We start from the raw sequence: 12,259 nt of genomic DNA, 5'->3' as shown, positions 1-12,259 counted from the left end.
TCTTTTGATCTAAATTATATATTGTTTATATCGTTTTGAAAACCTACAATGATTATAGAGTTGTTAGATTTTATGACCGGTATTATCGGAAATTGATCGGGGGAGAGGAATTATGACGTACAATCAAATGCCAAAAGCTCAAGGTCTCTACCGTCCTGAATTTGAACATGATGCATGCGGAATCGGCCTATACGCACACTTAAAGGGCAAGCAGACTCATGACATTGTCAAACAAGGACTTAAGATGCTTTGCCAACTGGACCACAGAGGAGGCCAAGGCAGTGATCCGGATACAGGAGACGGAGCCGGCTTACTGGTTCAAATCCCTGATGCTTTCTTTAGAAAAGAGTGCAAAGACATCAATCTGCCGGAAAAAGAACGTTATGGGGTAGGAATGGTCTTTTTCTCACAGAAAGAAGATGAAAGAAAAAAAATTGAAAAGCAAATCAATGCACTGATCGAACAAGAAGGCCAAGTCGTTCTTGGATGGAGAACTGTACCTGTAAATGTCGGAAAAATCGGAACAGTGGCACAAAAAAGCTGTCCGTTTGTCCGTCAGGTATTTATCGGCGCAAGCTCTGACCTAAAGGACAATTTATCTTTTGAACGAAAGTTGTATGTCATTCGTAAACAGGCTGAAAACTGGGGTGTAACGGAAGGTTTTGATTTTTATTTTGCCAGTCTTTCAAGCCAGACCATTGTTTACAAAGGCCTTTTAACACCTGAACAGGTTGATGCGTTTTATTCTGATTTGCAAGATGAAGCATTCGTTTCAGCTTTTGCGCTTGTTCATTCACGCTTCAGCACCAACACATTCCCTACCTGGGAAAGAGCGCATCCTAACCGCTATTTGGTTCACAACGGTGAAATTAACACCCTTCGCGGAAATATCAATTGGATGAGAGCACGTGAGCAGCAATTTGTATCTGAAAGCTTCGGTGAGGACTTAAACAAGATTTTGCCGATTCTCAATGCTGACGGCAGTGACTCTTCCATTTTAGATAACGCATTTGAATTTTTTGTGATGGCTGGACGCAAACCGGCACATACAGCAATGATGCTCATTCCTGAACCTTGGACGGAAAATACGCATATGTCTAAGGAAAAAAGAGCGTTCTACGAGTACCATAGCTCTCTGATGGAGCCTTGGGACGGACCGACAGCCATTTCATTTACTGATGGAAAACAAATCGGCGCAATCCTTGACCGGAATGGTCTCCGTCCGGCCCGTTATTATGTCACAAAAGATGATTATATTATTTTCTCATCTGAAGTAGGCGTTATTGACGTTGAACAGGAGAACGTTTTATATAAAAACCGTCTTGAGCCTGGGAAAATGCTTTTAATTGACCTGGAAGAAGGCCGGATTATCTCCGATGAAGAAGTCAAAACACAAATTGCAACTGAATACCCGTACCAAAAATGGCTAGAAGAAGAGCTTGTCCAAGTGAATCCTGATCCGGAATCAAGAGAGGAAGAACAATTTACTGATCTTCTAACTCGCCAGAAGGCATTCGGATACACATATGAGGATATCCAAAAATATCTCATTCCTGTTATTAAAGAAGGCAAAGACCCCCTTGGTTCAATGGGGAATGACGCGCCGCTTGCTGTACTTTCCGATCGCGCGCAATCACTGTTTAACTACTTTAAGCAGCTGTTTGCACAAGTAACGAACCCGCCAATCGACGCGATTCGTGAGCAGCTTGTCACTTCAACGATGACATGGCTCGGTGCGGAAGGCGATCTTCTTCACCCAAGTGAACGAAACGTTCGCCGGATTAAACTGTATACACCTGTTTTATCCAATGAACAGTTTTACGCATTGAAAACGATTGTTCATCCTGATTTAAAAAGCCAAAAAATCGATGTGCTGTTTTCAGAGGATCTTGAACGCGGATTAAAGGACATGTTCACACAGGCAGAGAAAGCCATCAGTCAAGGCGTAAGCCTGTTAATTTTATCAGACAAAAAGATGAATGAGAGCTTGACACCAATTCCGCCGCTTCTGGCAGTAAGCGCGCTGCATCAGCACTTAATCCGCAAAGGGCTGCGTACGAAAGTCAGCATTATTGTGGAGTCGGGAGAAGCACGTGAAGTGCATCACTTTGCAGCATTAATCGGTTATGGAGCAGATGCGATTAACCCTTATCTCGCTTATGCGACCTACAAGCAGGAAATTGATGAAGGCCGTTTGGATATCAGCTATGAAGAAGCGGTCAGCAAATATGGAAAAAGCATTACTGAAGGCGTTGTAAAAGTCATGTCCAAAATGGGGATTTCAACCGTACAAAGCTACAGAGGCGCCCAAATTTTTGAAGCGGTAGGAATCAGCCGTGATGTGATCGACCGCTATTTCACAGGTACTGCATCACAGCTCGGCGGCATCGATATACAAACAATTGCAGAAGAGGCGCAGCGCCGTCACCGGGAAGCGTATCAGGATGACTACAGCAAAACGCTTGAACCGGGAAGCGACTTCCAATGGAGAAATGGCGGAGAGCATCATGCGTTTAACCCGAAAACGATTCATACCTTGCAATGGGCTTGCCGCAGAAATGATTACAATCTGTTTAAACAGTATACAAAAGCGGCAGATGAAGAACGCATCGGATTTTTGCGGAACTTGTTCGCATTTGATGGAAACCGCAAGCCTTTGAAGCTGGAAGAGGTTGAATCCGCTGAATCAATTGTCAAACGCTTTAAAACGGGTGCGATGTCATTTGGGTCCTTGAGTAAGGAAGCACACGAAGCTTTAGCCATCGCAATGAACCGTCTTGGAGGAAAAAGCAACAGCGGTGAAGGCGGAGAAGATCCAAAACGTTTTGTTCCAGATGTGAACGGCGATGATAGAAGAAGTGCGATCAAACAAATTGCATCAGGACGTTTCGGTGTCAAAAGCCATTACCTTGTCAATGCTGAAGAGCTGCAGATTAAAATGGCTCAAGGCGCTAAGCCGGGTGAAGGCGGGCAGCTGCCTGGCAACAAAGTATATCCATGGGTTGCCGATGTCCGAGGATCAACACCAGGTGTCGGTTTAATCTCACCTCCTCCTCACCATGACATTTATTCAATTGAGGATTTAGCCCAGCTGATCCACGATTTGAAAAATGCCAACCGTGACGCAAGAATCAGCGTAAAGCTGGTGTCAAAAGCAGGCGTAGGCACAATTGCTGCAGGTGTTGCCAAAGCGACTGCAGATGTCATTGTGATCAGCGGCTACGATGGAGGTACAGGCGCTTCTCCGAAAACCAGTATTAAACATACAGGGCTGCCATGGGAGCTTGGTCTTGCAGAAGCGCATCAAACATTAATGCTGAACGGTCTTCGTGACCGTGTTGTGTTAGAAACGGATGGAAAGCTCATGACGGGTCGCGACGTTGTAATGGCTGCATTGCTCGGTGCAGAAGAATTTGGTTTCGCAACGGCTCCGTTAGTTGTACTCGGCTGTGTCATGATGCGTGCCTGCCATTTGGATACATGCCCTGTCGGTGTAGCCACACAAAACCCAGAGCTTCGCAAAAAGTTCATGGGGGATCCTGACCATATTGTGAACTATATGCTGTTCATTGCTGAAGAGGTTCGTGAGTACATGGCCGCGTTAGGCTTCAAGACATTTGATGAAATGATCGGCCGTACCGATGTACTTCATGTAAGTGAACGGGCGAAGGGGCACTGGAAAGCAAGCCAGCTAGATTTGTCTACACTTCTTTATCAGCCTGAAGGCGTACGGACGTTCCAATCACCGCAAAATCATAAAATTGATCAATCGCTTGATATCACAACGATTCTCCCGGCTGTACAAGAAGCCATCGAATCTGGAAAAGAAGCTGATATATCGATTGAAATCAATAATACAAATCGTGTAGCCGGAACGATAACCGGCAGTGAAATCTCTAAGCGCTACGGAGAAGAAGGGCTTCCTGAAGATACGATCAAGCTGCACTTTACCGGATCTGCCGGCCAAAGCTTTGGAGCTTTCGTTCCTAAAGGAATGACGCTTTATTTGGATGGAGACTCAAATGATTACGTCGGAAAAGGGCTTTCTGGCGGAAAAATCATCGTCAAGTCACCAGAAGAATTCAACTCTGCTTCGGATGACAATGTCATTATCGGCAACGTTGCTTTTTACGGGGCCACAAGCGGAGAAGCATATATTAACGGACGTGCTGGTGAACGCTTTGCCGTTCGGAACAGCGGTGTGAACGTAGTTGTAGAAGGCATCGGCGACCACGGCTGTGAATACATGACTGGCGGCAGCGTTGTCGTTCTCGGTGATGTAGGTAAAAACTTTGCGGCAGGTATGTCCGGCGGAATCGCTTATGTATTGGCTGAAGATGCCAAAGCCTTTAAACGCAAATGCAACCTTGAGATGATTTTATTTGAATCATTAGAGGATGAGAAAGAAATCCAGCAAATCAAAGCAATGCTTAAAAGACATGCTGCGTATACAAACAGCCAAAAAGCACAAGATCTGCTTGCTCAATGGGAAGACAGCGTAAAAAAATTCGTTAAAGTCATTCCGAAAAACTATAAACAAATGCTTGCGAGCATCGAAGAGCAAAAAGCTGCAGGTTTATCAGAAGAAGAAGCCATCATGTTCGCTTTTGAGGCCAACACGAAGCCAAAGCAGAATACAGCAGCTGGACAAAAACAAGCGGTAGTACAGTAAGGAAGGGGAGAGGAACATGGGGAAACCAACTGGATTTATGGAGATCAAACGAGAAAAACCTGCTGAGCGGGACCCTCTCACTCGCTTAAAGGATTGGAAAGAATATTCCGCTCCTTTTTCAGAAGAAGCATCGAAACGGCAGGGGGCGCGGTGTATGGATTGCGGTACACCGTTTTGCCAGATCGGTGCGGACATTAACGGATTTACATCCGGCTGTCCGATTTACAACTTAATTCCTGAATGGAATGATCTTGTCTACCGGGGCAGATGGAAAGAAGCGTTGGAACGTCTGTTGAAAACAAACAACTTTCCTGAATTCACAGGGCGGGTATGTCCTGCCCCTTGTGAAGGATCATGCACTTTAGCGATTTCAGACCCGGCTGTTTCAATTAAAAATATCGAGCGAACCATTATCGACAAAGGGTTTGAGAACGGCTGGATTCAACCTAGAATTCCTAAAAAACGAACAGGCAAAAAAGTGGCCATCGTCGGGTCAGGCCCAGCCGGACTGGCGAGTGCTGACCAACTGAATCAAGCGGGGCATTCCGTCACTGTTTTTGAACGAGCAGACAGAGCGGGCGGTCTTTTAACATACGGCATTCCAAACATGAAGCTTGAGAAGGGCATTGTAGAACGCCGAATTAAATTACTGACGCAAGAAGGAATTGATTTTGTCACGAACACAGAAATCGGTGTTGACATTACAGCGGATGAGCTAAAGGAGCAATTTGATGCTGTGATCCTGTGCACAGGCGCTCAAAAGCAGCGAGACCTCTTAATTGAAGGGCGCGACTCAAAAGGAGTCCATTACGCGATGGATTACCTGACGCTCGCAACGAAAAGCTATTTAGATTCTAATTTTAAAGACAAGCAATTCATTGATGCCAAAGGGAAAGATGTCATCGTAATCGGAGGCGGAGATACAGGAGCTGACTGTGTGGCTACTGCTCTGCGGCAAAAAGCCAAAAGCGTGCATCAATTCGGCAAACACCCAAAACTTCCGCCAGCCCGCACGAATGACAATATGTGGCCTGAACAGCCGCACGTCTTTACGCTTGAATATGCGTATGAAGAAGCGGAAGCAAAATTCGGAAGAGATCCGAGGGAATACTCCATTCAAACGAAAAAAATGGTCGCGGATAAAAACGGCCAGCTGAAGGAGCTCCATACCATCCAAATGGAAAAAGTGAAAAATGAGCATGGAAAATACGAGTTCCGCGAGCTGCCAGGAACTGAAAAAGTATGGCCTGCTCAGCTTGTCTTTATCGCTATCGGCTTTGAAGGCACAGAACAGCCGCTGTTGAAACAGTTCGGTGTGGATTCTGTAAACAACAAAATCAGTGCAACATATGGGGATTATCAAACAAATATCGATGGCGTATTCGCCGCAGGGGATGCAAGAAGAGGCCAAAGCTTAATCGTATGGGCGATTAATGAAGGCCGTGAAGTAGCGCGCGAAGTGGATCGGTATTTGATGGGGAGTTCAGTTCTTCCGTAAATAGAGGGGATTATCATATAAAAAAAGAAACCGGTCTGGTTGCCAGCCGGTTTCTTTTTTTATTCCATTACGATCCCAATGTTTCCAAACTGCCTGCCTTCCTGCATTCTTTTATATGCATCACATGCTTTTTCTAAAGGATAGGTGCGGTCGATTACAGGTCTCAGCTTATGTTTTTCAATGAAAGTGAGCATATCGTGAAATTCCTCACCGCTTCCCATCGAGGTTCCCAAAACATTGATCTGCGGAAAGAATAGAGAACGCACCGGAAAACTGAGGTCGTCCCCTGAGCTTGCCCCAAAGCTGACAATGCGGCCATTCGGCTTTACATGACGGAAGTATTCCGAAAAGAGGGCAGGGCCTATGCTGTCAAGAACAACATCAGCCTTTTTTTCCTGCATCTGTTCATCCCAATTGCTGTAACTGTCAAATGCGTAATCAGCACCTAATTGCAGCGCCCTTTTTCTTTTCTCCTCACTGCGGGAGGTCACGCTTACTGTTGCCCCAATCGCCTTCGCCATCAATAAAGCGTAGGTTGCAACTCCGCTTCCGATGCCGGGTATCAATAGATGCTCGTCTTTTTTCAATTGTCCCTTCGTAAACAGGGCCCGATATGCAGTTAAAGCGGATAAAGGTAAAACGCCCGCTTCTTCCCAAGATAAATAAGGAGGTTTTTTAATTGCATTTTGTGAAGGAATGATCACATATTCAGCAAGTGTTCCGTCAGAAGGACCTCCCAGAATCTCAGGTACAGGTGGAACATTCTCTGTCAATTCCCAGTTTAATGTCGGGAAAATGATGACTTCTGTTTCAACAGTAACATTTTTCACGCCTTCACCAATCTCTTCAATGAGACCGGCGCCGTCAGAACCGAGTATCACGTGAGGATTTTGTTCAGATTTGTTTTTCATGAGAAACAGGTCACGATGATTCAGACCCGCGGATTTTAATTTTACCTTTACCTCTCCGTATCCAGGCTTTGTTGATGGAACGTCCTGAACTGATAACCCCAGAAGACCGGCTTTTCCGTTGTGAATTACAGCTTTCATGCTGTCTGCCTCCTCATTGAATTGTATTTTCATATCTTTACATATTTTACATAGCGGTTTTCTTCGAGTAAAATGAACAAATATGATAGCCAATATCACTTTTCATCATAGCAAGCAGGTGAGAGCGCGTGGAAAGCGGAGATTTAAAGATTTTTCAGGCTGTTGCTCGCGAAGGAAGCATAACGAAAGCAGCCCAAATGCTGAATTATGTTCAGTCGAATGTGACAGCCAGAGTGCATAACCTTGAGGAAGATTTGAATATCAGGCTTTTTCATCGAACGAATCGGGGAATGAAGCTGACTGCTGCAGGAGAAAATCTTTTACAATATGCAGATCAAGTATTATCGCTGTTAGACCAAGCTGAAAAATCGACCCGAATGAGCAGGCAACCAAAAGGGCCTTTGCGGATCGGATCACTGGAAACGACGGCGGTAACGCATCTGCCTGAGCATGCAGCATCCTTCCTCAGGCGTTTTCCTGAAGTGGATTTATCGGTGAACACAGCTGATACGCATCATCTGATTCAACAGGTTCTTGATCATAAAGCTGATGGCGCTTTTGTATATGGACCGGTTGAACACACTGCTGTCAGACAAATCCATGTTTCCCATGATGAATTAGTTTTGATTTCATCACGAGAAGGGTCGGCCGAGGATATGCTTCAGCAGCCGATGCTCTTTTTTGGAGCAGGCTGTTCTCATCGTGACAGGGTCAAAAGATTACTGGAGGAAGCAGGCATACCCAACCAAAAAATCATAGAGTTTGGCACATTGGAGGCGATTATAAAAGGAGTTTCCGCCGGGATGGGTACGGCGCTGCTCCCAAGGTCCGCTATTGACTGCTCCGAGCATCGTATGAATGTATGGGTTCATCAGCTGCCGGCGGCATATCAAGACGTAGAGATCGTATTTATATACAGGAAAGACTTTTTTATTACGAGTGCGTTCCAGACATTTCTTGATGAGATACACGAAATGAAAAGATGAAGATAGACGTGTTAGATTTCTTGTCTGATACACTGCATTGGCAGAATAAAACAGTTTATCAGTTTTTATTTTAAAGATGGGCATAAAAAAACTGTACTCATTTGAAGAGAGTACAGTTTTTTCTTTTTATTTGCGTTTTAAATTAATGCCGATCGCTGCGCCATTTCTGCTTGAATCAGCTACGCCTTTAAAGGTGCCGTTTTCATGGTCGATCGATATGCTTTGCACGTTTCCGATTTCCACCGGACTTGTGCCAAATTTGTGGCCCATGCCGTTCAGCTTGCTGAGGACATCTTTAGGAACTCCGTCTTCGTAACGGTAAGAGCTCATGCTGTTTGTGTAAATTCTCGGCTCTTCAACAGCCGCTTTTAATTCCATACCATATTCTATATGGTAGAGAATGGTTTGCAAAACGGATGAAATAATTGTGGCCCCGCCAGGAGATCCAACAGTGAGGACAGGCTTGTCATCCTTAAATAAAATCGTCGGGGTCATGCTGCTTAAAGGCCGTTTGTTTGGCTGTACTTCGTTAGCTCCGCCTGGTACCGCATCAAAATCCGTTAATTCATTGTTTAAAATAACACCGTAATCAGGGACCATAATACCCGTTCCGAATAGCTGTTCAATTGTTGTTGTATAGGAAACAACATTTCCCCATCGATCAGCAACTGTAAAATGGGTTGTTTGGCCTTCTACTTTATCTTTCGGCTGTTCGACTTGTTTATAGTTTGCTGATCCTTCTTGGTATTTCCAAGGATCACCGGCTTTCGGTTTTTTATTCACTTGATCTAGGTTGATTAATTGCTGGCGTTCTTTAATATAATCGGGGTGAAGCAGGCCTTTGAGAGGAACATTTACAAATTCGGGATCACCAGCGTATGACGCACGGTCGGCATAAGACAAATGCATCGTTTCGGCAAGCAGCTGATATTTCTCCCATGAGCGGACATCGTATTGTGAAAGGTTAAAATCATCAAGTATTTTCAGCATTTGCAATAAGAAAATACCACCGGAGCTTGGAGGAGGAGTAGTGGCGATTTGATAGCCTTGATAGTCTCCCCAAATCGGTTCATCAATTGTAATGTCGTAATTTTCTAAATCTTCTTTTGTCATTGACCCGCCAAAATCCTGGACAGTGTCAGAAAGCGCCTTGGCGAATTTTCCTTTATAAAAAGCGTCAGTGCCTTTGGAGCGAATCAGTTTAAACGTTTTGGCCAAATCTTTTTGAATAAGGGTATCGCCTTCTTTCAGCGGCTCGCCATTTGGCAAAAATACATCTTTTGCTGCTGTCTGTGACAGTTTTTCCTGGTAATTAGAAATGGCATCTGCCAACACTGAATCAATCGGGAAGCCTTTGTCAGCGAGTTTAATAGAAGGGGTAATTAATTGCTTCATTGAACGGGTTCCCCATTTATCCAAGGCTTCTTCCAGCCCTTTCAGCGTGCCTGGAACACCAACGGCAGTACCTTTTGTCACACGTTCAGAGAAAGGAATGGCTTTGCCGTTTTCATCCAAAAACATGTCAGGGGTTGCGCCTGCTGGAGCACGCTCACGGCTGTCGATTATCGTTGTATCCTTCGTTTTTCCGTCATACACCATCATAAAACCGCCGCCGCCAATGCCTGACATCATCGGCTCCGTTACATTGAGTGCGAATTGAATAGCGACCGCTGCATCAATGGCATTTCCACCTTTTTTCAGCACATTAGCACCAATTTCTGAAGCGAGAGGATGTGCGGTCGCAACCATGCCGTCTTTTCCGACATCTACTTGTTTGTACTCATCGTAGCTTTTGGGCGGTTTTTTAGCTTCCGCTTGAAAAGGGACACTTCCAGCGACTAACAGAACACTAAGCAGAGCTGTTAAACAGACGTTCCACGTTCTTTTCATGTTCTCCCTCCTATATGAAGCTGTATTGTTACAATCTTAGCGTAAAAAAATTACAGCGTTTTCACAAGTGACAAATGGTATATTATCTAGTACATAAAGCCGTTTTTCTGTGCAAAATTGATTATATTGATATGAGCCATGTGCTATATTAGAATCAGCATACGGATGAAGAAGGGACTGCTATATGTATTTAACGATTGAAGAAACAGCAGAATATACAAATCTTTCAGAGGATTATATTAAAAGCTTGGTGCTCGAAGGAAAAATCAGGGCCGTTCATGACGGGGAGCAATTTTTGATTTATAAGGAGCAGTTCAAAACGCATCTCGAACAGCTGGAGAATTACAAAGCACTTGTGCAGGAAATATTAAATGAACCAATCCCGGAAGATATTGATGTAAAGGATGAAGATTAGGACACAATTTGAAATTGTGTCTTTTTTTTGTATGTTTTTGCAGAAACGCTGAAAAATCAGGAACGTCAGATTTCGTTTTAAGAGGCTTTTTGATCATAACTAGGGGGATAAGTATCTGAGAGATTAAAAGCTTTATAAGAGGATCTAAAGGCCATTTAAAAGGAAGGAGGTTTACAGAAGCTTACTCACACGCTTATGTAACACTATGTATATTATGTTACATAAATACCGTCACGCTTTGACATTCAAGGTTTTTCAGGTATAATAGTAACATAAGCCTCAAAACGTTACATAACGGTTTTTAAGGAGTTTTTTGATGCATATTGTACAGCCGATTCGCAGTCTAGAGAAAATCCAAGAAGTCAAACAGTATTTGCTTAACAAAAACAAGCGGGATTATTTTCTGTTTATTTTCGGCATCAACAGCGCGCTCCGCATTTCTGATATTCTGCCGCTGCAAGTGAAGGACGTTAAACATAAAGATCATTTATGGGCGACTGAAAGCAAAACAAAAAAGAAAAGAAAGATTCTTATTTTAGAGTCACTGAAACAGGAAATATACGAGTATACGAAAGATATGAAGGAAAATGAATATCTTTTTAAATCTGTGCGGACCAGAAAGCCGATTTCCCGCATTCAGGCCTACAGAATTTTAAGAGAGGCAGCTGCGGCGTGTGGACTTGAGGAGATAGGGACACATACACTCCGGAAAACGTTTGGCTATCATTTTTATCAGCGGACAAAAGACATCGCCGAGCTGCAGAGAATACTGAATCATTCATCACCCTCAATTACAATGCGGTATATCGGTATTGATGAAGATACGACAAGAGCCGCGTATAAGGTTTTTGGAGGGCTTTAATACAAATCGCTTGAAAATATTGATTATCAGAGCTACTATATAAATACCAAAAGCTCTAGTAGCACAGCGGATAGTGCAGCAGTTTCCTAAACTGCAGGTCGGGAGTTCGAATCTCTCCTAGAGCGTTATATTCACAGAAAGACAACAGACACTTTTCGCCTGTTGTCTTTTTTTATGACAAATAAAAAACGCCCGCTTATGCAGGGCGTTTTTCTTATATAACTGCGTCAAATTGATTAACTTTCCACTTTTTATTTTCTTTCACATATGTCACTTTCCGTTTTGCAGAAGGGGATCCGTCTAATGTAGGAACGGTAAATTCGTAAGTGATTGTGCCGCCTTTTTTAGAGATCAGTTTAGCGGTTGCTTTTTTCCAATTTAAAAGGTTGTCTCCGTCACCGATCGGAACAGCGAGTTTTCCTTTTGAAACAGTGAAATGATAATCTTTAAAGCCTTTTTCGATTGCTGTTTTTGTGAAAATAGGAGTTAGGTAATTCACCGCTTTTGCTTTAGTGCCTAGATCACTGCACATGTATACATATTGAAGATTTTGATACTCAAATGTGCCTGACGGGCAAACTGCTTTTTTCACCTTTGGATTGTGGCCGCTCATTGTATTCCAAAAATGTTCTCTTGCGGATAACGCCAGCTGCAGTGCTTGTTTTTGTGATAAATCGCCTGATGTATTTTTCGCAAATGCATTTGTGCTTAATGACAGAATAAGTGCAACGGTTGTTAGAAATAGAAGACATTTTTTCATTATCGCTCTCTCCTTCAAAATCTCTTTCTCTTATGTTACAAATGTTACAATAATTACGGTCAGATTACAATAGTTTTGCATAAATTATTTTTTATTCTTTTACTCGCAAAAAATACACCATTACATG

8 protein-coding genes and 1 tRNA gene are annotated in these 12,259 nt (G+C 43.5%); 6 read left to right on the top strand and 3 right to left on the bottom strand.

All coding sequences use genetic code 11. From position 1 onward, the window contains the following. Positions 1-112 precede the first annotated feature (112 nt). Together gltB and gltD are read left to right on the top strand one after the other, a co-directional pair. Positions 113-4,672: a glutamate synthase large subunit gene (gltB, locus tag C1T29_RS11630; RefSeq protein WP_103749685.1), complete on the top strand. Its 4,560-nt coding sequence runs from the start codon at positions 113-115 to the stop codon at positions 4,670-4,672. Positions 4,673-4,688: 16 nt separating this feature from the next. Then, on the top strand, positions 4,689-6,170 hold the full coding sequence (gene gltD, locus C1T29_RS11625; protein ID WP_069149677.1) for a glutamate synthase small subunit: 1,482 nt from the start codon (positions 4,689-4,691) through the stop codon (positions 6,168-6,170). Positions 6,171-6,229: 59 nt separating this feature from the next. Here gltD and C1T29_RS11620 read toward each other — a convergent pair whose 3' ends face one another. After that, the gene (locus C1T29_RS11620; protein ID WP_103749686.1) at positions 6,230-7,219 is read right to left on the bottom strand and encodes a zinc-binding dehydrogenase; all 990 of its coding nucleotides are present in this window, start codon (positions 7,217-7,219) and stop codon (positions 6,230-6,232) included. Positions 7,220-7,347: 128 nt separating this feature from the next. Here C1T29_RS11620 and yofA point away from each other — a divergent pair, with 128 nt between their 5' ends. Beyond that, positions 7,348-8,205, top strand: a complete 858-nt coding sequence (yofA, locus tag C1T29_RS11615; protein WP_103749687.1) for a LysR family transcriptional regulator YofA — start codon at positions 7,348-7,350, stop codon at positions 8,203-8,205. 126 nt (positions 8,206-8,331) lie between these two features. Here yofA and ggt read toward each other — a convergent pair whose 3' ends face one another. Then, complete coding sequence (gene ggt / locus C1T29_RS11610; RefSeq protein WP_103749688.1) at positions 8,332-10,095, bottom strand: gamma-glutamyltransferase; 1,764 nt, start codon at positions 10,093-10,095, stop codon at positions 8,332-8,334. A 184-nt stretch (positions 10,096-10,279) separates the two neighbouring features. Here ggt and C1T29_RS11605 point away from each other — a divergent pair, with 184 nt between their 5' ends. From C1T29_RS11605 to C1T29_RS11595, 3 genes are all read left to right on the top strand, one after another. Beyond that, a complete protein-coding gene (locus tag C1T29_RS11605) occupies positions 10,280-10,510 on the top strand; it encodes an excisionase family DNA-binding protein (protein WP_003231472.1) in 231 nt (76 codons plus the stop codon). 316 nt (positions 10,511-10,826) lie between these two features. After that, a complete protein-coding gene (locus tag C1T29_RS11600) occupies positions 10,827-11,372 on the top strand; it encodes a site-specific integrase (RefSeq protein WP_014664172.1) in 546 nt (181 codons plus the stop codon). Between the two features lie 52 nt (positions 11,373-11,424). Then, positions 11,425-11,497 (top strand) — tRNA-Arg (locus tag C1T29_RS11595). An 89-nt stretch (positions 11,498-11,586) separates the two neighbouring features. Here the strand turns inward: C1T29_RS11595 and iseA are convergent. Further along, positions 11,587-12,132 carry a DL-endopeptidase inhibitor IseA gene (gene iseA / locus C1T29_RS11590; protein WP_103749689.1) on the bottom strand — a complete coding sequence of 182 codons (546 nt, stop codon included), beginning with the start codon at positions 12,130-12,132 and terminating at the stop codon, positions 11,587-11,589. Positions 12,133-12,259 lie beyond the last annotated feature (127 nt).

This window comes from Bacillus sp. MBGLi79, from assembly GCF_002953915.1.
This window is presented reverse-complemented; position numbering and strand designations above follow the sequence as displayed.

Bases quoted from the DNA above. Each gene is read 5' to 3' on its own strand.
- gltB (WP_103749685.1), top strand. From the start codon at position 113: ATGACGTACAATCAAATGCCAAAAGCTCAAGGTCTCTACCGTCCTGAA.
- gltD (WP_069149677.1), top strand. From the start codon at position 4,689: ATGGGGAAACCAACTGGATTTATGGAGATCAAACGAGAAAAACCTGCT.
- C1T29_RS11620 (WP_103749686.1), bottom strand. From the start codon at position 7,219: ATGAAAGCTGTAATTCACAACGGAAAAGCCGGTCTTCTGGGGTTATCA.
- ggt (WP_103749688.1), bottom strand. From the start codon at position 10,095: ATGAAAAGAACGTGGAACGTCTGTTTAACAGCTCTGCTTAGTGTTCTG.
- C1T29_RS11605 (WP_003231472.1), top strand. From the start codon at position 10,280: ATGTATTTAACGATTGAAGAAACAGCAGAATATACAAATCTTTCAGAG.
- C1T29_RS11600 (WP_014664172.1), top strand. From the start codon at position 10,827: ATGCATATTGTACAGCCGATTCGCAGTCTAGAGAAAATCCAAGAAGTC.
- iseA (WP_103749689.1), bottom strand. From the start codon at position 12,132: ATGAAAAAATGTCTTCTATTTCTAACAACCGTTGCACTTATTCTGTCA.